We start from the raw sequence: 20085 nt of genomic DNA, 5'->3' as shown, positions 1-20085 counted from the left end.
AAGGACTCTGCCCTTTTATTGAATGTGGGTATCGCGAGCTTTTTTGGCTTGACTGAAAAAATCATAGATTTTATCGGATTCGTGAGTTTCCACCAAGTTAATCAAATGATCTAATTCCTGCTGATAATTTTTTAACCATTTCACAATCGAGTCGCTGTTGCTCATTGATATATCTCGCCACATGGTTGCATCGCTTGACGCGATACGAGTGAAATCTCTGAACCCGCCAGCGGTATATTGGAAGACATTGCCTAGCTCTTCATGATCATTAAGGAGGTTGACTAACCCGAAAGCCAACAAATGTGGCAAATGACTGGTTGCTGCAAACACTTCATCATGAAATTCTGGTGTCATTTCTGAAACGTCAGCGCCTAAAGCTTGCCATAAATGTTGAACTTGCTCCAGGGCATGTTTATCGGTTTCAGAGGTAGGGGTTAATATCACTTTATGTGCTTTAAATAAGGCATCGCAAGCCGCTTCAACACCGCTTTTTTCCTTGCCTGCAATAGGGTGTCCTGCTACAAAACGAGTGGGAATTTTATTAAAGACAGTCTTAACTGCGGTTAAGACGCTGGTCTTTGCGCTGCCAACATCAGTGATAATGGTTTTTTCTGTGACATAGGGTTTAATATCCGTTAAAACCTTTTGCATCGCACCTAACGGGACAGATAATAAAATTAGATCCGCGTCTTTGACCGCTGAAGCAATATCTAAACAATAATCGTCAATGACATTAAGGTTGATGGCCTTTTGAAGCTCTTTTTCATCTAACCCAAAACCGGTTATTTGATTGCATAGTTGCGCTTTTTTTATGCCTTTTGCAAATGAACCGCCAATTAGTCCGACGCCAATAATGGTTATTTTGTTTAAACGCATTCTTTTAACTTCTTTATTTTTATCATTTATTATTTGGGAGCTGATGCGGTGAGTATTTTATTCAATGCAGCCATAAAATGTTGGTTTTCATTTGGTAATCCAATAGAAACTCTTAAAAATTGACTGAACGGCCCGTCGGCAGCAACCGGTCTAACAATAACCCCTTCTTTTAATAAGGCTTGATTGATGTTGAGAGCGTCTTGTCCAAGATTGATACACACAAAATTTCCTTGAGAAGGAATATATAACAGCCCTTTCTCTTCAAAGAACTGAGTTAATGCTTGCATTCCTTGCCGGTTTAAATCGACGGTTTTTTTGACAAACATGGGATCTTTTAGCGCGGCAATAGCTGCGACTTGAGCCAAGTGGTTGATATTAAACGGTGCACGTAAGCGATTGATGTAAGCGATTAATTCTTCATTGGCAATCATAAAACCGATTCTTAAGGCCGCCAGTCCATAAGCCTTAGAGAACGTTCGAGAGACAATCAAGTTAGGGTATTGTTCAAGATAATCCAACCCGTTTGCATATTCTTCATGCGTTACATATTCAGTATAGGCTTCATCCAATACCACAATAACATTGGATGGGACTCTTGATATAAACGCCTCCCATTCCTGTTGGGTAAACAAAGTTCCTGTGGGGTTGTTTGGATTGGCTAAATAAATTAATTTGGTTTTATTCGTAATTGCATCAGCCATTGCTTGTAAATCGTGTCCCCAATCTTTTGCCGGAACTTCAACGCCTGTAGCGCCTACGGCTTGAGCACTGATTGGGTAAACAGCGAAAGCGTATTGCGAGTAGATGATTTCATCATCTTTACCGGCAAAAATACGCGCAACCAGCTCCAGAAGCTCATTAGAGCCATTTCCAAGCGCTATTTCAGTAGGTTTTTTTTGTAAAAAGTCGGCTAAAGCTTGCTTTAAATAGAAGCTGTTACCATCCGGGTAACGACCAATGTTGTTGAGTTCAGTTTGTACCGCTTTGATTGCTTTTGGGCTTGCCCCTAGAGGATTTTCATTAGAGGCGAGCTTGGAGATACGCAAGAGGTTATGCTCGCGCTGCAACTCTGAAATGGGTTTGCCAGGTTGATAGGTTTGAATATCACTGATATGGGGCAAAACTTCATCACAAAAGCGTAGCTGAGACATAGTCTAATTCCTATTCTGTTGGTTCAAAGTTAACTTAAGGGTGACACCGGAAAAGAACCTAGTAATTTAAAAAAGCTCGTTTTTTGCTGAACTTCTTTAATCGCAGTCATTAGCGACTCATCTTTTTGATGACCAATAACATCGATAAAAAACAGGTAATCCCATTTCGTTTCTGAAGATGGCAGTGAAATAATTCTTGTCATGCTGATATCACGCTCTGCAAAGCTGGATAAAACACTTAATAATGCGCCGGCTTTATTCGGCATTGCAACCACCATCGCCGTTTTATCCGCACCACTTGGGTCAGTTTCTTCTGAGCCCAAGACCCAGAATTTGGTGGTATTATCCTTGCGATCTTCAATATGCGTTTCGAGCATGTTTAATTCGTACAGTTGTGCCGCCTGTTCTGAAGCAATGGCACCTAAAGTGGCATCTTTTTGTGCCATTTGGGCGGCCAAAGCATTGGACTCAACCGCTTCAACCAGTACGCCTGGCATATTATTTTTAAGCCAGTTTTCACATTGACCTAATGCTTGAGGATGTGCAATGACTTTCTTAATCTTGTCGATATGAGATGCTTGAGACAATAAACAATGATGAATGACAAGACTGACTTCTCCTGACACTTTCAAAGGAGTTGAAAGCAATTCATTTTGTGTTTGCTTAACAATGCCTTCTGAAGAGTTTTCTACAGGGACTAAACCATAGTGAGCTTCATTTTTTTCAACAGCTTGAAAAACTTCTTCAATGGAAGAGACAGCATACGGATGCACCCAGGAACCAAATTGTTTTAATACACTGGCATGGCTATAGCTGCCTTCTGGTCCAAGGTAAGCCACCTTGATAGGTTGTTCCAATGCCAAGCATACCGACATAATTTCTCTAAATAAACGCGCCATGTCATCACCAGAAATCAGGCTTTTATTGCGCTCTTTTACCGCTCGTAGAACCTGTGCTTCACGTTCAGGTCGATAAAACACTGCTTCAACTTTTCCACCTTGTGTTTTGATGTCCGCTACTTTTTGAGCGCATTCCGCACGTCGCGAAATTAAGGTCTGAATCTCAGAATCAATCGCATCAATTTCATCACGTATTTGGGTTAATTGTTGTTTTTCAGTGTCGTTAATCATACCGGTTCATTAGCAATTTTCTGTCAGTTAAAGGGAGAATATTAGGCGTATTTGGCTTCAAACGCTTTCATAAAACGGATTAAAGCATCTACACCTTCTTCTGGCATTGCGTTGTATATACTAGCACGCATCCCACCGTATGCTTTATGTCCTTTTAAGCTTAGAAGTCCGGCTGCTTTTGATTCTTCTAAAAATGCGGCATCTAAATCGGTGTTTTTTAACTTAAAGGTCACGTTCATCCAAGATCGAACGTTAGGCTCGATTTCGTTATAGTAGAAGTCCGATGTATCAATCAAATCGTAAAGTTTTTGAGATTTACGTTGATTGATTTCAGCCATTGCTTCAACACCGCCCTGCTCTTTGATCCAGTCAAAAACCAACCCTGCTAAATACCATGAAAAAGTGGATGGTGTGTTGAACATGGATTCATTATTGTTATAGGTTTCCCAGTTCATCAGATTCGGGGTGTCAGAACGTGCTTGACCGACCAAATCTTCACGAACAATTACGATTGCCAATCCAGCAGGCCCAATATTTTTTTGGGCACCAGCATAAATCACCCCATAGTCTGCGACATTAATCGGTCGAGATAAGATGGTAGAAGAAAAATCGGCAATGATAGGTTTATCTGTTTTAGGAAGGGTTTGAAATTCAACGCCCGTTATGGTTTCATTTTGGCAAATATGAACATATTTAGCCTCGCTAGACAGTTGCCATTCTGACTCATCAGGAATACAGGTTTCTGCTTCTGCAACTACATTAACATTGACATACCGTGCCGCTTCTTTAATTGCTTTTTGAGACCAGACACCCGTATTGACGTAATCAACTGTATCGTTTTCCGAGGTTAAATTCATCGGAATACCTGCAAATTGCAGAGATGCACCGCCATGAACAAACAAAACCTTGTAATTGTCAGGTATTGCCATGATTTCACGTAACGTCTGTTCCATGTTATGTGCAACCGCCATAAATTCTTTACTACGGTGGCTCATTTCCATAACCGACATACCGGTATTGTTCCAATCTAAAAATTCTGATTGTGCTTTGCGCATGACCGCTTCAGGAAGCATTGCAGGTCCAGCACTAAAGTTAAATGCTCTCATTGTCTCTCTTTAGCTTAAATTTTGGGGGGTTAAAACTCTTTCTTTAGTGCCAACATAGGAGGGTTGAACTTGCCTGGGTAGCTTTATAACCAGGCAAGAAAGAGGGTTGAATAAAAAGCGAATCTTATCTTTAATCTTGCTGTTCAGTCTCGTTTTCTGAAGAAATAACCGGAGATTCAGACGATTCCGGAAGTTCATCTTCATCGATCTCGGGAAGCTCATCTTCTTGAACATCAACAACCGCAAGCCCGACGACCATTTCACCTTTACCGACGTTAATTAATTTAACACCTTGGGTGTTTCGACCGACAACTGAAACTTCTGCAACTCGTGTACGTACCAAAGTACCTTTATTGGTAATCAGTACAACCTCCTGATCAGGGGTTACAGCGACAGAATAAACAACATTACCATTTCGGTCAGAGGTCTTGATTGAGATGACCCCTTGCCCACCACGGTTGATGGTTGAATAGTCATCTACAGGCGTGCACTTACCATAACCATGCTCAGTGGCTGTTAGGATTAAGGTGTCTTTGCGTGCAACCTGCATACTGATGATAGACATGCCTTCTTTTAGCTTCATGCCGCGCACACCTCGTGCCTGACGCCCCATAACACGTACATCATTTTCATCAAATCGGATGGCTTTACCGATATTGCTGAATAGCATAATATCTTGTTCACCATCTGTAATGGCAGTACCTACCAGCTCATCATCGTCTAACAAGTCAACCGCAATGATTCCGTTGGCTCTTGGACGAGAGAAATCTGACAAAGCAACACGCTTGACAGTAGATTGTTTTGTTGCCATAAAGACATAATAACCATCTGAGAACTCTGATACAGGAAGAATCGAAGTAATATGTTCCCCTGTTTCCAAAGGCAAGACATTTACAATTGGCTTTCCTTTTGAACCGCGACTAGCCAATGGTAGCTGCCAGGTTTTTTGCCAGTACAATTTACCGCGGTTAGAGAAGCACAGCAGCATATCATGCGTGCTGGCCACAAGCATTTGACCAATTTCGTCATCTTCTTTCATTTGTGTAGCTGATTTACCACGCCCACCACGTCGTTGTGCTTGGTAGTCAGAAAGAGGTTGTGTTTTGATATAACCGTCACGTGACAAAGTCACAATACGGTTTTCTACTGCGATCAAGTCTTCAGCATCAATGTCTTGATAACTATGATCAATCTCAGTTCGACGTTGATCGCCAAAGCTTTCAACAACTTCCTCAAGTTCTTCCCGCACCACTTCGGTTAAACGATCTGGGTTACGTAAAATCTCCAGAAACTCGGCGATTTTAAGAACTAAATCACGATATTCAGCAATAATCTTGTCTTGCTCTAACCCTGTTAAGCGATGCAGGCGCATTTCCAGGATAGCTTGTGCTTGTGTCGGTGAAAGTTTGTAAATGCCGCTTCCATCCGCTCCAAACCCTTCTGGAAGGTCTTCTGGGCGAACGTCTTTCATTTCAACTTTTTCTAGAAGTTGCTCAACGTTACCGATAGACCAGTCTCTTTCCAGCATGCGCTCTTTGGCGACAGCTGGGCTTGGAGAGGCTTTGATGAGTTCAATCATCTCATCGATATTGTTTAGAGCCAGAGCCAACCCTTCTAATATGTGTGCTTTTTCTCGTGCTTTTCGAAGATCATAGATCGTACGACGCGTAACCACTTCACGGCGGTGGCGAATAAAGGCTTCTAGAACATCTTTAAGGTTTAAGAGTTTAGGCTGACCATTAATCAAAGCAACCATATTGATACCGAATACGGTTTGCATGGTCGTCTGTTTGTAAAGGTTGTTGATTAAAACCTCAGGGACTTCTCCACGTTTGACTTCAACAACAATACGCATCCCGTCTTTATCGGACTCATCACGTAGGGCTGAAATCCCTTCAATTTTTTTCTCTTTTACCAATTCAGCAATTCGCTCAATCAACTTGGCTTTGTTAACCTGATAAGGAATTTCGTGAACGATAATCGAAGCTTTTCCGTTCTTATCCATTTCGATGCTGGTTCTAGCTCGCATCTGAACACGGCCACGGCCAGTCTCATAAGCTTCACGAATCCCTTTTGTTCCGTTGATAATCCCATAAGTTGGGAAATCCGGTCCTGGTAAGAATTCCATTAAGTCTGAGATGGTCAGTTCTGGGTTATCAATCAGACCAATACAAGCACTTACCGTTTCATTTAGGTTATGAGGCGGAATGTTAGTTGCCATCCCGACAGCGATCCCTGAAGAACCGTTTACCAACAAGTTTGGAATGCGTGTTGGCAAGACATCTGGTTCAGATTCAGACCCGTCATAGTTCGGGGTGAAGTTGACTGTTTCTTTGTCTAAATCTGCGAGCAGTTCATGCGCGATTTTCGACATGCGTACTTCGGTATAACGCATAGCTGCAGGCGAGTCACCATCAATCGAACCAAAGTTCCCTTGACCATCAACCAGCATGTAACGTAGCGAGAAAGGCTGCGCCATACGTACAATCGTGTCGTAAACTGCAGTGTCACCATGCGGGTGATATTTACCGATTACATCACCGACGATACGGGCTGATTTCTTATAGGGTTTATTCCAAGAGTTCCCTAATTCATTCATTGCGTATAGAACGCGTCGGTGAACAGGTTTCAAACCATCTCTGACATCAGGCAAAGCTCGCCCGACAATAACACTCATCGCATAACTTAGATAAGATTGTTGCATCTCATCTTCTAATGAGATTGGTAGAATTTCTCTCGCAAAATCTGACATAGAATTACAGTTTTCTTTTTAGTTGAAATTGACTAAGCATTATACCCCAAATTAAACCATTTCCTCTAGGTTTTATGATGATTGAAGCGTAAAAATTATAATAAATAAGCAACAATGCTTCTTTAGAATGGTGTGTTACTTGTTTTTACTTAATTTTATGGGTCGCACCCAAGGTCGAAAAGAAGGTCGATTTCATATTGTTACATCGATTAAATTAAATAAAAAACTGACTAATTGCTATAATCACGTCAATTTTTTAATTGTCTGGCACAGAGGTACGCATGTCACAAGCTGACTTTAATCATCATAAAAATGCAGACCCATCTGAATTAAACAACTTTAACCAGCTAGCAAATACATGGTGGGATGAATCCGGTGAGTTTGGCGCGCTGCACAAAATAAACCCTCTTCGAGTTGAGTTTATTAAGCAGTTCCAACCAGTTGAAAGTAAAGCTATTTTAGACATTGGTTGTGGCGGCGGAATTTTATCAGAATCGTTAGCAAAGGAAGGTGGCGATGTCACTGGTATCGATTTGGCGGAAGACGTGTTAACCGTGGCACGCTTGCACAGCCTAGATACGGAAACCAAGGTGAATTACCACCTGATTTCAGCCGAAGACCATGCCCAGACTCACGAAGAGCAATACGATATTGTGACCTGTATGGAAATGTTGGAACATGTACCTGATCCGGCATCGATTATTCAAGCCGCTGCGAAAGCAGTTAAACCAGGAGGTTGGGTGTTTTTCTCAACATTGAATCGTAACTACAAGTCTTACCTATTGGCCATCTTCGCTGCTGAACAGATGCTTAATTTGGTTCCTAAAGGCACTCATACGCATGAGAAATTTATCCAACCTTCAGAGCTGGATGCAATGGCTCGACAAGCTGATCTGTTCCTAAAAGAAGGTGCCGGCATTGATTTTAACCCTCTTTTAAAGCGATATCGTCTGACAGAAAGTCTTGACGTCAACTATCTGCTGGCTTATCAAAAGCCGACTATTTAACAATTCCGTGAAACAAGAGAGAAAGCATGAGCATTCAATGCATTTTATTTGATTTAGATGGCACCCTTTTAGATACGTCTTATGACTTTGCCTACGCGTTAAATCAAACCTGTCGTCATTACGGTCAACAACCTTTACATTACCAAGATATCCGTAAAACCGTCTCACAAGGTGGGCTTGCAATGACTCAACTTGCTTTTCCAGGGCTAGCAGGTGAAGAACTGGAAGCTAGAAGACAATATTTCCTGGACGTTTATTTTAAAAATATTGACCATCACACCCGTGTTTTTCCAGGATTGGCAGCAGGCCTGGCTGAAATTTCCAATAAAAATCTAAGCTGGGGAATCGTGACCAATAAACCGGGTTGGCTAACAGAAAAGTTATTAGAAAACCTCTCCTTCCCTTCTGAGCCATTAAGCGTTATTTCAGGTGATACCTTAAGTGTCAGAAAACCACACCCTGAACCTTTACTGCTCGCTGCTGAACAATGCGGCGTAAAGCCAGAAAACTGTATTTATATTGGAGATCATCCAAGAGATATTGAGGCAGGAATCAATGCCGGTATGCAAACGGGTGCTGCGATGTTTGGTTATCTGCCAGAAGCCGCGCAAGAATCTGCTTGGCCTGCCAATTTTTTCTTTGAAACCCCAATTGAAATCACCCATTTTATCCGAGAGCAATTATGAGTATTTATGTAATCACTGGTGCAGCACAAGGCTTGGGCCGAAGTTTAAGTTTGGCATTAGCCAAAGAAAACAACCAATTGATTTTATTAGATAAAGATTTAAAAGCTTTAAATTATTTGTACGATGAAATTACCAGCTCAAGCGAGTTGAAGGCTGAACCCGCACTTTATCCCATGGACTTACTTGGGGCAAACATTGATCACTACCAAGCGCTGAGCTCAACCCTTAAAGCAGAATATGGTTATTTGGATGGGGTTTTCTTAAATGCAGCGACATTGCCTGCCTTCACGCCAATTGACCTGTTTGATTACACACAATGGTACGAGGTACTGCACACCAATCTTAATGCAAACTTTCATTTGATTCAGCAAACCCTTCCCCTTTTGAAGCAAGCGAATAAAAGCTTGATGGTGGCGGTGTTAGATCAAAACATTATAGAACACCCTGCTTACTATGGTGCTTATGGTGTTGCCAAGGCGGGGCTGGAACAACTCATGAAGAGTACCGCTAAAGAGAACCCGGGAACGCCGGTGCGCTTTTACAATGCTAAGCTAGAAGCGTTTCAATCAAATACGCGTAGTCGGCAATTTCCGAGTGAAAACCCTGCGACCATTCCTACTTCTGATGAAGCTGCCATACAATTATTGGATGTGGTGTTGGAAGGGCTAACATCAGAGTTGATTGAAAAGCTTTAACAATTTTTTCTGGTCTCGTTTAACAAAAAATACCCAGGCCTGGATGAGAGCATTTGAGGCAACCCACAAATGCTTTGCTGTTGCCAACTTAATTTAGTGTCACTGCCGTTTTCTGCGCCAAGGTAAAATCCACATCTGATAAAGTGATGTAAACAACATTACCGTTGCTGCCAGACTATAGCCAAACCCGCCAATAATCACCATCCAAGCAAACTGTGGATTCATTTTTGTCAGCCACCAGGCTGCGACATCGACAATTAAAAACGCAAAAGGGACAAAGATCAGAATGGACTTAACCCACTTGTTAAAGCCGACAGCCATTGAAAAAATATAGCCCACAAAAAAGAAAATAAACGAAATACCAAACAGATGAATATGTGAAACGCGTGTTAAAGAGGTAATGTCCGCCCCTTTATCTATTTTGGCTAAGTCTTTTAGCGTGTTGTATTGGGTAACATCCGGAAGCGACAACATCATGTGTTTGTGTCCGTGACACATTGCGCAGCGTTGATCTACAATCGGTTTAATGGTTGATTCGAATTCAGCTTGTCTTGCGCCGTCACGCGCCCATTTAATCAATGTCGTGCGCTCTTCAACTGGTGCTTTATCCTTCATTGAACCATTCAACTTGTTTTCAAGTTTAGAGTTAGTTCGATCACCATAATAACTGTAAACAATATCATCGACGGAAATCCCAAATTTTCCGTCGGCCTGCCCATGTGTCATCAGGATTTGACCGCCTGCAACGAGCAGCCCTAACCCAACAACCATAATATACCCCGTAAAAAGGGATTTGAGGGCAAGCGGAATATCTGGCAAAGTGTTATCCATGGTTGATCCAATTTTTTGACTTAAAAAGGTTAAATTAAGAATTCGATTATAAACAAGACAATTCAGATAATCATTTTAATTTTATACGTAAAAGTCGTATCATGATTTATATCATTCTTAGTAATTTACGCAGTCCCAAAAAAGAGAAAATTTTATGAAAAATCAGCGGTATATTCGTTTTTTCGACCAAATTGGAATTGAAGACATTCCCCTTGTCGGTGGTAAAAATGCTTCTCTGGGCGAAATGTATCAAGCATTAACACCTGTTGGTGTACCGGTTCCGAATGGCTTTGCCATAACCGCGGAAGCTTATAGAGCTATTTTGACGGAAAATGGCTTATGGGATCAATTACACGAAATCTTAGATCCTTTGGATGAATCGGATGTCACCGATTTGGCAGAACGTGGTTTGCGTGCCCGTCAATTATTGTTTGACGCCCCGCTTCCTGACGATTTGCAAGCCGAAATCTTGCACGCTTACCAAGCCCTGTCCGCTAGTTTTTCAACGCCAATTAGTTTAGCAATCCGGAGTTCTGCCACGGCAGAAGATTTACCGACTGCGAGTTTTGCCGGTCAACAAGATACTTACTTAAACATCGAAGGTGAAGCTGCATTGCTAGATGCGTGTAAACGTTGTTTTGCCAGTTTATTTACTGATCGCGCCATTCATTACCGAATCGATAGAGGGTTTGGGCAGTTTGATGTTGGCTTGTCCATTGGGGTTCAAAAAATGGTACGTTCCGATTTGGCCGCTTCTGGCGTGATGTTTTCGATTGATACCGAAACCGGATTTAAAGATGCCGTTTTTATCACTGGTGCCTATGGTTTAGGAGAGAATGTTGTACAAGGTGCGGTTGATCCTGATGAATTTTATGTGCACAAACCGACATTTGAACAAGGGTATCGCCATGTATTAAAGCGCCATCTCGGTGCCAAGAAAATTAAGATGATTTATGCGCCGGATTCCAAAGGCAGTCCAGTCAGAAACATCACCACGACCGAAGCGGAGCGGCAACAGTTTTGTATTACTGATGAAGAAGCCCTGAAACTTACTGACTATGCAATCCGTATTGAAAAACACTATAGCGAAAAAGCCGGAAAAGCTCGCCCAATGGATATTGAGTGGGCAAAAGATGGCGATGATGGTCAACTTTACATCGTACAAGCTCGCCCTGAAACAGTGGTTTCGCAAGAAACCGGTCATACCCTGAAGTCTTATAGAATCACACCTAAACCGGATGCGCAGATCTTAACAGAGGGTCGTGCCGTCGGTTCAAAAGTCGCGCATGGTCAGGCGCATGTAATTCAAGATGTGGCTTATATCGACCAGTTTCAGCCGGGAGAAGTGTTGGTGACCGACATCACTACACCCGATTGGGAACCTGTCATGAAAACAGCATCAGCCATTATTACCAATCGCGGCGGTCGAACCTGTCATGCTGCGATCATTGCCAGAGAGTTAGGCATTCCCGCAATTGTCGGCTGTCCGCAAGCCACTAAAGACTTAGAGTCCAATCCTTATGTCACGGTTTCCTGCGCGGAAGGTGACACGGGTAAAGTCTATCTAGGTGTGCAACCGTTTGAGGTTTTGGAAACCGACTTGTCGCATCTCGAAACACCTAAAACCGATATTATGATTAATTTGGGCAACCCTGATCTGGCCTTTCAAACTAGCTTTATTCCCAACCATGGTGTGGGATTGGCTCGAATGGAGTTCATTATTAATGAATCCGTTAAAGCGCACCCTTTAGCCTTACTGCAACCAGAAAAAGTGACCGCCCCGAAAGCACGAGAAGCTTTGGATGAATTGATTGAAGGTTATGAAAATGGCGAAGCCTTTTTTGTCGATCAACTGATCAGCGGTATCGGCACCATTGCAGCGGCCTTTTACCCTAAACCGGTAGTGGTTCGCCTCTCCGATTTTAAATCGAATGAATATGCCAGTTTGCTGGGGGGAAAGTATTTTGAACCAAAGGAAGAAAATCCAATGCTCGGTTACCGGGGGGCTTCCCGTTATATCTCAGATGCCTTCGAACCGGCATTTGCGATGGAGTGCCAGGCCATTAAACAAGTACGAGAGGAAATGGGGTTAAATAACGTCATCGTGATGATTCCATTTGTACGCCGCGTGGTCGAAGCGCAAAAAGTGATTGCTTTAATGGAAAAATACGGCTTGAAACGCAATAAAAACGCGCTGCAAATCTACATGATGTGTGAAATTCCCAACAACGTCTTAGAGATGGATGCGTTTGCGCCCTACTTCGATGGTATCTCCATTGGTTCAAATGATTTAACTCAACTGGTGTTAGGAGTCGATCGGGATTCTGATCTGGTGGCGGATAGTTATGATGAACGCGCCGAAGGGGTGAAAACCATGATTCGGTGGGCGATTGAAGGCGCTAAACGTAACGGACTTCATTCCGGACTTTGCGGACAGGCTCCGTCAGATTACCCAGAAATCGCCGAGTTCTTGGTTGAGCTAGGCATTGATTCAATGAGTTTAAATCCGGATTCGGTGTTAACCACGATGCAATGTGTTTTAGAATTGGAGAGAAAGTTGAACTGATAGCCTGTTCTAGGAAAGGTTCTTTTAAAATAAACGCCCAGGCCTGGGCGTTTTTTATTGGGTCAATGTGTTTGTTTTAAAGGCTTTTTTAATCAATTCTGGCGCAGAGTTTAAGAGTTTCTGGGTGTATTTATGTTGAGGGTTGCACATAATGGCTTCTACATTGCCTTGCTCGACAATCTTGCCCTGCTTCATCACGGCCACTTTATGCGCAATCGCGGGAATAATGGATAGATCATGCGTAATAAACAAGTAAGACATTTGGTAGGTTTTTTGCAGGTCGTTTAGCAAATCCAATACCTGCGCTCGCACAGACACATCCAACGCACTGGTCGGTTCGTCACAAATAATCAGTTCCGGCTCCACCGCCAAGGCACGCGCGATGCCGATTCGTTGGCGCTGTCCGCCCGAAAACTCGTGTGGGTATCGGAATTTGTGTTCAGGTAATAGCCCTACTTGTTCCAATAAATCATCAATTCTTTGATCTTGGGCTTCTCGCCCTTTCGGCCCCACTTTTAAACTGTTCATGCCTTCACGAATGATATCGCTGATTTGCATTCTTGGGTTGAGTGCTGAGAAAGGGTCTTGAAAAATTACTTGAACTTTTTTACGAATCGGCTTCATGCTTTTTTCATTTAAATTAATAAAATCAACACCTTGTTCATTGTTTTGAAAAACAACCGAGCCTTCGGTGCTTTCGATTAAACGCAAAATGGCTTGGCCAATCGTGCTTTTACCACTACCTGACTCCCCTACCAGAGCCAAAGTTTCGCCTTTTGCGATAGATAACGTTACGCCATCCACTGCTTTAACAAACCCGACAGTACGTTGAAAAATGCCTTTTTTAATTGGAAAGTGCACTTTTAAATCATTTATCTGAAGTAGGTCTTTGGTGTTTGAAACGGGTTTGAAGGTATGTTTAGGAACAGCGTCTTCGAGTAATTTTTTAGTATAAGGATGCGTTGGCGCGGTGAAAAAGTGTGCTTTGTCCGCTTTTTCAACAATTTCTCCTTGGCGCATTACCGCGACATGATCGGCCATTTCGTTCACGACCCCCATGTCATGGGTAATAAATAAAATGGCCAAGCCGCGTTCATCTCGTATTTGCTTTAATAGTTTCAGAACTTGTGCCTGAATCGTCACATCTAATGCAGTGGTCGGTTCATCGGCAATCAGTAAATCGGGTTCACAAGCCAAAGCCATGGCAATCATCACGCGTTGTTTTTGGCCCCCTGATAATTGGTGCGGATACCAGTCATAACGTGATTCTGGTTCAGGAATGCCTACTTCTTCAAACAATGAAATTACTTTTTCACGTGCTTGACTACGATGCATGTTTAAGTGGACACGTAAGACTTCAGCAACTTGTTCTCCGACTTTCATCACAGGGTTTAAAGAAGTCATCGGTTCCTGAAAAATCATCGCAACTTGCTGTCCGCGAACACGTTGCATTTTATGCTCAGGGAGTGTAAACAGGCTTTGTTCATTTAGCAGAACTTTACCGTCAGCAATGTCTAATGCGTCAGGCAGTAATCGCATGATGGCTAAGGAGGTTAATGATTTTCCACTTCCGGACTCGCCAACGAGTGCAAAAATTTCACCGCGCTCAATCTTAAAACTGATTTGTTTGACAAGCTCATTGACCCCCACTCGTATAGTTAGGTTTTCAACACTTAAAACAGGTTGTTTTGAAGCCATAATAAATATCCTATCGATTATTTCGAGGGTCTAAAACAGTTTGGACTCGGTCTGAAAAAAGGTTTGCCGCCAAGACTAAGATAAACATAAAGAAAAATGCAGAAAATAACGACCACCAAACCATCGGTTCACGCGCCATTTCGAGGCGGGCTTGGTTGATCATATTTCCCCAACTATGCATGGTTGGGTCAACCCCAACTCCTACATAAGATAATACCGCTTCTGCCAACACCAAACCACTGAAATCTAATACTACCGAAATCAACACTATGTGCATGACATTCGGCAAAATATGACGCCCGATGATTTTAAAGCGACTCACGCCAAATGCTTTAGATGCTGTGACATATTCAACTTGGCTGATTTTTAACGTTTCAGCGCGCAGTAAACGACATAATCCGGTCCAGCTGGTCATACCTAAAATGAAGATTAAAAATAAGAGTCGAACATCGGCGCGCTCTTCTGTGCTGGTAAACCAATCGGGATGGTTGCCCATAATGACTTGCATCACCAATACGGCTGCGGCAATCAATAATACCCCAGGAATGGAATTTAGCGTGGTGTATATGTATTGAATCACATCATCGACCCAGCCCCTGAAGAGTCCCGCACTGATGCCGAGTGTAATCGACAACGGCAACATGACCAGTGTCGTCAAAACACCAATGAGCACACCGGTACGAATACTCTTTAACGATTCATAAAGAACGTCTCCACCAACTTTGTCTGTTCCAAATACATGATAAGAAAAGCTCAAAAAATACAGCCAGCTTAAAAAGAGCACCAGAGTCGTCAAGGTGATATAGGCCGTTCGCCAAGGCAACAGGGTTTGATTTCGGATCACTTTTAGAACAAAAGCAGAAAACGATAACTGATGAGCTCGACTTCGCCATAGGGCATGTAAACTAATCAGGAATAAACTCACTAATAAACCCGCTAGAAATGCTTCTAGAGTCGCTTGTGTGATTGAAACTGATGAAGAGACATCAATATGCTTTAACGGCTGGTAGATTTGTTGTACTTCGCCAAGTTCATTGATGTCCAAACTTTTGTTATATTCTGTCGTTGCAAAAGGTGCAGAGTAGGTGCGTTCTTGCTGGTACGCCAAATGTGGAAAAATGGCATCCAATACACTTTGGGTTTCCGTCACGGTCGTTGCATGATTCGACCCCATTTTAAAGTGAATAGAATCCATTAACGCGATCGCGAGGTAAAATATTAAAATGATGGCTGAAATCATCGCGAGTTTAGATTCGAAGATGAGTAACCATTGCTGCTTGACCTGTATAGAACGGCTGATGATTTGCCCCCAGATCATGAGTGCAATGACCAGTCCCCAGATCATATAGTCAGTCCATAAAGGAGTTAAGCTAAACGATAACATCAGTTCAGCCTCACTCTTGGATCAAAAAATGTATAGGAAATATCCGTTAGAATCAAGCCAATGATATAGAGAACGGAGCCTAAAAAGACCATTGATTTCACAATGCCAAAATCCTGTGCATGAATTGCATCAATGGTGTAACTTCCTAAGCCGGGAATCCCAAAGAACGACTCCATGATTAAGCTTCCCATAAATAACGTCGGAATGACCACAACGACCCCTGTCAAAATCGGTAGTAATCCATTTTGCAGTAAGTGACCAAACAACACTTTAATTTCCGACAAGCCTTTAGCACGAGCGGTACGAATATAATCTTTGTTAATTTCTTCTAGAAAAATACTGCGATACCAACGCACACCCGCACCCAGACCAGCAAATATACCAATTAGGATAGGGAGGATAAGAAATTTCATGCCGTCCCAGCCATCGGTATAACCAGAGATGGGGACCCAATGCCATATCTTACTGAACAGGACTTGCCCTGCAATAATATAAAACAAACCAGAAATAGACATGATTGCCACAGCGACAACCATCGTTGCGGAATCCAATACCGATCCGCGGAATAAAACAATAAGCAATGCAATGGCGATATTGGTGATTAACCCGATAATAAAGGTCGGTAAAGCAATAGCTAAACTCGGCCACATTCTTTCTTTAATATCAGAGGAAATTTGACGACCATCGTCAGATTGTCCAAAATCAAACCAGAAAAGTTTTAAGGACTCTTGAACGAACAAGGTTTCATTGAGCTTTGACAGGCCTGAAGCCTTTTCATTGTAAAATAAAGGTTTATCGTAGCCATGGATTTGCTTCCAGGCAGTAATCATCTCAGGCGAGGTTTGTTTGGCGCCAAGGTGCACACGTGCCATGTCATCCGGCGTGTTCACCATAAAGAACAGCGCGAAGGTAATTAAGTTCACCCCAATCAAGATTGGCACGGCAAATAATAACCGGCGGATAATGTATGCCAGCATTTACAGGCCTCCTTTCTGATGAGGGACGACGACCGCTTTTTGTCGTGCTTGGTAAGCCTTTATTAAAGGATAAATAGAAATCAACAATAACAATAAAACAATGACGATTGGCCAGATAACAGGCTTGTTCCAAGCTTTTTGTTTTGTCACTCGCTCTATAGCGTCAATACGTTTGTACTTAAGTGTATTGTTCGCCAAAGGATTCGGCCAAACATTATGATACCAGCTATGATACAGCGCTAAGCTTTTCGGGTTAAATCCCCACGCCCAAGGCGCATCTTTTTGAACAATCCGAACCATTTTTTGGATTAAAGCCAATCTTTCCGGTGAGTTTTCCATGGTTTTGATTTTTTTGAACAAGCGATTAAATTCTGGATTATCGTAATTGGCATAGTTTATCCCTGCCCCTCTCGTTTGAGTAACGGATTGCGCCCCATTTAACAAAAATAAAAAATTCTCTGGATCAGGATAATCGGCATTCCAACCCCAAGTAAACATCTGCCCTTTTGCTCCGCGCATTTTGTCTTGGAAGCGATTGTAATCTGTGGCACGAATAACCAATTGAATACCGAGTTTGGCGAACTGTTTACGATACCAGTTTAATTGAGCTTTACTATCCGGTCCTGTGGCAGCCGTATCATAATGCAAAACCAATGGCTCTCCATTTGATTTTCGACCATTCGGATAGCCAGCTTCGGCTAAGAGTTTTTTCGCGACTTCAATTGGTTTACGTTTTGGATGACCATTTTTCCAGTCATAAACAATACTGTTAATACCTTTCTGCCCCGATTCATGTCCGAATATGCCAGGGGGAATTGGACCTTGTGCAGCGACCCCTCGACCGTTCATAAAGATAGAGATATATTCTTCAAAATTCAAGGCAATACTCAAAGCTTGGCGAAGTTTACGTTGTTTTTTTGAATATCCACCGACAACCGGATCTGCCATATTGAACCCAAAGTAATAAATGGTTGGTTCGACCGTATTTAAAAACTGAATCCCTTTTTGTTTCATTTCTGGCGTTAAGTTTAAATGCCCTCCGCCGCTGATCGAAATAGCTTGGTCAAAACTATCCGAGCTGACTCCAGAAGCATCATAGTACCCTTGCAGAAACTTATTCCACAACGGCACACTCTCCTTCTCTAGGGAGTACACTACTTCTTTGATAAACGGTAATTGTTTGCCCGCATCTTTCAGCAACACTGGATCTGCACCTTCCGACAAGCCGGATTCCGGATAAAAGCCATGATCATAATTAGGGTTGGCAACCAACCTCATTCGTTTATTTGGATTGTTTTCAACCAGTTGGTAAGCTCCCGTGCCGACCGGATAGGTATCTAAAGAAATGTTTTTTTCAGCCAGGCCTGGTTGATTGTAGAAAACTTCCGCTTCCCAAGGAATGGGCGCGAAAAAATTCATACTCAACCAATATAGAAATTGCGGATATTTACCATAAATTCGAATTTTTAATTCAGAACCAGAAACCACTTGCACCCCGGTAATCTTCATTTTTTGCAGTGCTTGTGGTTTTACGGGAGACAAGGAGACCTGTTCTGAAAAATCAGATAATCCAACAATCAATCGCTTCATGGTGCCTAGTATCGGGGAGTTGTTCAGCTGAACAGCCATGCGTTTAATTGCATAAGCATAATCTTCTGCCATCAATAGCCGAGTATCTGTTTGTTTGAAATCTTCCATTGTTGTGATGTCCGATAACTTATCTGCAGATAAGTTTGCAAATGTTAAATGCCCCGTGATGTCTTTAACAAAAGCAGGATGCGGTTGATATCGAATGCTTGGATTTAAATAGAGTGTGTATTCAGAAAAAGCGATGTCAGTAGAATCTTTAGATATCGGTTGCCCTTGCTCATTCAAGAAAGTAACTTCGGGCATCGATTGAAGCGTTAAAGGCTCTAAGCTATAGGGGCGCTTTAAATAATGGTATTGTAACGGTGGTTCATAAACCTGCCCGATAATCGACCATTCGTTGGCATTGTACGAAATAACCGGATCTAAGTGTTTTGGCTTAGAAGAAAATGAACTAAATAAGGTCGGTTGCTTGGCTAATCCTAACTCATAAGGACTATTCCAGCGACTTTGCTCACATCCAGAAACGGATATTAAGGTCATTAGAATTGTAATTATTTTTAGTAACTTAGATAACACTCTTTGTCTACTTTATATAGTTTTAAATTCATTGACTGGCAAAAACATTCATCCTTAAAATTACGAATGTCTTTTTCCCGTTAAAAGAAGGTTATTATAGCCCTATTTTAACGTTATAATTACCCAAATATTTCTAGATGATCACTCACAAACAAAGGAGTAAAAATGGGATTTCTTGCTGGTAAAAAAGCCCTCATTGTCGGTGTCGCAAACAATAAGTCTATTGCATATGGTATTGCAAAACAGATGCACGAACAAGGTGCTGAAATTGCTCTAACCTATCAAACAGAAAAATTGAAAAGCCGCGTAGAAAAAATTGCTGAAGAATTAGGCAGTAATATCGTTCTGCCATTAGACGTTACGTCTGACGAACAAATTGAAAACGTCTTTTCTGAGCTGAAAAAGAAATGGGATGGTCTAGATATCCTAGTTCATTCTGTCGCATTTGCGCCGCGTGAAGAGTTAGAAGGTCGTATGATCGATGCCTCAACGCGCTCTGGCTTCTCTATTGCACATGATATCTCAGCATACAGCTTAACGGCTTTGACTAAAGCCGGCTATGAAATGCTGAATAAAAATAATGGCTCCGTGTTAACGCTGTCTTATCTGGGGGCTGAGCGTGCGGTACCAAACTATAATGTCATGGGGATTGCGAAAGCCTCTCTTGAAGCAACAGTGCGTTATTTAGCGGCTGATTTAGGGCAAGATGGTATTCGTGTTAACGCGGTTTCTGCAGGTCCTATTCGTACGTTGGCGGCATCAGGGATTAAAGATTTCCGTAGCATGTTAGATAAAGCGGCAGCTGCAACACCATTACGTCGTAATGTTACTATTGAAGAAGTGGGAAATACCGCGGCATTCTTATGCTCTGATCTAGCGTCAGGTGTGACGGGTGAAATCACTTATGTTGATGGTGGTTATAACACGACTGCAAGTACCTAATAAGTACTGATAAAAAATAGCCAGGCCTGGTTGTTTTTAGCATCATACATTCAACTCGTAAGTGCAACGTTCTTATTCCAAAACACCTCATTTGGTGTTTTGTATCCTAAACACTTTC

15 protein-coding genes are annotated in these 20085 nt (G+C 42.2%); 5 read left to right on the top strand and 10 right to left on the bottom strand.

What is annotated here, in order from left to right; translation table 11 throughout:
- Positions 1-15: 15 nt before the first annotated feature.
- The 5 genes from P8629_RS06885 to gyrA form a co-directional block, all read right to left on the bottom strand.
- The gene (locus tag P8629_RS06885; protein ID WP_278165392.1) at positions 16-876 is read right to left on the bottom strand and encodes a prephenate dehydrogenase; all 861 of its coding nucleotides are present in this window, start codon (positions 874-876) and stop codon (positions 16-18) included.
- Positions 877-905: 29 nt separating this feature from the next.
- Complete coding sequence (gene hisC / locus P8629_RS06880; protein WP_278165391.1) at positions 906-2027, bottom strand: histidinol-phosphate transaminase; 1122 nt, start codon at positions 2025-2027, stop codon at positions 906-908.
- Between the two features lie 29 nt (positions 2028-2056).
- Positions 2057-3157: a prephenate dehydratase gene (gene pheA, locus P8629_RS06875; protein WP_278165390.1), complete on the bottom strand. Its 1101-nt coding sequence runs from the start codon at positions 3155-3157 to the stop codon at positions 2057-2059.
- A gap of 41 nt (positions 3158-3198) precedes the next feature.
- A complete protein-coding gene (serC, locus tag P8629_RS06870; protein ID WP_278165389.1) occupies positions 3199-4263 on the bottom strand; it encodes a 3-phosphoserine/phosphohydroxythreonine transaminase in 1065 nt (354 codons plus the stop codon).
- 130 nt (positions 4264-4393) lie between these two features.
- The gene (gyrA, locus tag P8629_RS06865) at positions 4394-7015 is read right to left on the bottom strand and encodes a DNA gyrase subunit A (RefSeq protein WP_278165388.1); all 2622 of its coding nucleotides are present in this window, start codon (positions 7013-7015) and stop codon (positions 4394-4396) included.
- Between the two features lie 281 nt (positions 7016-7296).
- Here gyrA and ubiG point away from each other — a divergent pair, with 281 nt between their 5' ends.
- Genes ubiG through P8629_RS06850 form a run of 3 tightly spaced genes read left to right on the top strand, consistent with a single transcriptional unit; the run spans position 7297 to position 9403 of the window.
- Positions 7297-8022, top strand: coding sequence for a bifunctional 2-polyprenyl-6-hydroxyphenol methylase/3-demethylubiquinol 3-O-methyltransferase UbiG (gene ubiG / locus P8629_RS06860; protein ID WP_278165387.1), 726 nt, complete (start codon positions 7297-7299; stop codon positions 8020-8022).
- 26 nt (positions 8023-8048) lie between these two features.
- Positions 8049-8708 carry an HAD family hydrolase gene (locus P8629_RS06855; protein ID WP_278165386.1) on the top strand — a complete coding sequence of 220 codons (660 nt, stop codon included), beginning with the start codon at positions 8049-8051 and terminating at the stop codon, positions 8706-8708.
- Entirely contained in the window at positions 8705-9403 is a 699-nt protein-coding gene (locus P8629_RS06850) for an SDR family NAD(P)-dependent oxidoreductase (protein WP_278165385.1), read from the top strand. The genes P8629_RS06855 and P8629_RS06850 overlap by 4 nt, the downstream gene beginning before the upstream one ends.
- 99 nt (positions 9404-9502) lie before the next feature.
- On the opposite strand, the gene P8629_RS06845 is transcribed toward P8629_RS06850, so the two are convergent.
- Positions 9503-10234, bottom strand: a complete 732-nt coding sequence (locus P8629_RS06845; protein WP_278165384.1) for an elongation factor-1 alpha — start codon at positions 10232-10234, stop codon at positions 9503-9505.
- Positions 10235-10388: 154 nt separating this feature from the next.
- Between P8629_RS06845 and ppsA the strand changes: the two genes are divergently transcribed.
- Positions 10389-12800 (top strand): phosphoenolpyruvate synthase, encoded by a 2412-nt coding sequence (ppsA, locus tag P8629_RS06840; RefSeq protein WP_278165383.1) that lies wholly within the window; start codon positions 10389-10391, stop codon positions 12798-12800.
- 54 nt (positions 12801-12854) lie between these two features.
- Here the strand turns inward: ppsA and P8629_RS06835 are convergent, their stop codons facing one another.
- The 4 genes from P8629_RS06835 to P8629_RS06820 are packed head-to-tail and all read right to left on the bottom strand — an operon-like array spanning position 12855 to position 18989.
- Positions 12855-14498, bottom strand: a complete 1644-nt coding sequence (locus P8629_RS06835) for an ABC transporter ATP-binding protein (protein WP_278165382.1) — start codon at positions 14496-14498, stop codon at positions 12855-12857.
- 10 nt (positions 14499-14508) lie between these two features.
- Positions 14509-15882, bottom strand: a complete 1374-nt coding sequence (locus tag P8629_RS06830) for an ABC transporter permease (RefSeq protein ID WP_278165381.1) — start codon at positions 15880-15882, stop codon at positions 14509-14511.
- Complete coding sequence (locus P8629_RS06825; RefSeq protein ID WP_278165380.1) at positions 15882-16859, bottom strand: ABC transporter permease; 978 nt, start codon at positions 16857-16859, stop codon at positions 15882-15884. Before P8629_RS06825 ends, P8629_RS06830 begins: the two co-directional genes overlap by 1 nt.
- Positions 16860-18989 carry an ABC transporter substrate-binding protein gene (locus P8629_RS06820; RefSeq protein WP_278165379.1) on the bottom strand — a complete coding sequence of 710 codons (2130 nt, stop codon included), beginning with the start codon at positions 18987-18989 and terminating at the stop codon, positions 16860-16862.
- 201 nt (positions 18990-19190) lie between these two features.
- On the opposite strand from P8629_RS06820, the gene P8629_RS06815 reads away from it, so the two are divergent.
- Positions 19191-19967: an enoyl-ACP reductase FabI gene (locus P8629_RS06815; protein ID WP_278165378.1), complete on the top strand. Its 777-nt coding sequence runs from the start codon at positions 19191-19193 to the stop codon at positions 19965-19967.
- The last annotated feature ends 118 nt before the right edge of the window (positions 19968-20085 follow it).

Source organism: Hydrogenovibrio sp. 3SP14C1, assembly GCF_029625905.1.
Lineage (GTDB): Bacteria > Pseudomonadota > Gammaproteobacteria > Thiomicrospirales > Thiomicrospiraceae > Hydrogenovibrio.
This window is presented reverse-complemented; position numbering and strand designations above follow the sequence as displayed.

Bases quoted from the DNA above. Each gene is read 5' to 3' on its own strand.
- P8629_RS06885 (WP_278165392.1), bottom strand. From the start codon at position 876: ATGCGTTTAAACAAAATAACCATTATTGGCGTCGGACTAATTGGCGGT.
- hisC (WP_278165391.1), bottom strand. From the start codon at position 2,027: ATGTCTCAGCTACGCTTTTGTGATGAAGTTTTGCCCCATATCAGTGAT.
- pheA (WP_278165390.1), bottom strand. From the start codon at position 3,157: ATGATTAACGACACTGAAAAACAACAATTAACCCAAATACGTGATGAA.
- serC (WP_278165389.1), bottom strand. From the start codon at position 4,263: ATGAGAGCATTTAACTTTAGTGCTGGACCTGCAATGCTTCCTGAAGCG.
- gyrA (WP_278165388.1), bottom strand. From the start codon at position 7,015: ATGTCAGATTTTGCGAGAGAAATTCTACCAATCTCATTAGAAGATGAG.
- ubiG (WP_278165387.1), top strand. From the start codon at position 7,297: ATGTCACAAGCTGACTTTAATCATCATAAAAATGCAGACCCATCTGAA.
- P8629_RS06855 (WP_278165386.1), top strand. From the start codon at position 8,049: ATGAGCATTCAATGCATTTTATTTGATTTAGATGGCACCCTTTTAGAT.
- P8629_RS06850 (WP_278165385.1), top strand. From the start codon at position 8,705: ATGAGTATTTATGTAATCACTGGTGCAGCACAAGGCTTGGGCCGAAGT.
- P8629_RS06845 (WP_278165384.1), bottom strand. From the start codon at position 10,234: ATGGATAACACTTTGCCAGATATTCCGCTTGCCCTCAAATCCCTTTTT.
- ppsA (WP_278165383.1), top strand. From the start codon at position 10,389: ATGAAAAATCAGCGGTATATTCGTTTTTTCGACCAAATTGGAATTGAA.
- P8629_RS06835 (WP_278165382.1), bottom strand. From the start codon at position 14,498: ATGGCTTCAAAACAACCTGTTTTAAGTGTTGAAAACCTAACTATACGA.
- P8629_RS06830 (WP_278165381.1), bottom strand. From the start codon at position 15,882: ATGTTATCGTTTAGCTTAACTCCTTTATGGACTGACTATATGATCTGG.
- P8629_RS06825 (WP_278165380.1), bottom strand. From the start codon at position 16,859: ATGCTGGCATACATTATCCGCCGGTTATTATTTGCCGTGCCAATCTTG.
- P8629_RS06820 (WP_278165379.1), bottom strand. From the start codon at position 18,989: ATGACCTTAATATCCGTTTCTGGATGTGAGCAAAGTCGCTGGAATAGT.
- P8629_RS06815 (WP_278165378.1), top strand. From the start codon at position 19,191: ATGGGATTTCTTGCTGGTAAAAAAGCCCTCATTGTCGGTGTCGCAAAC.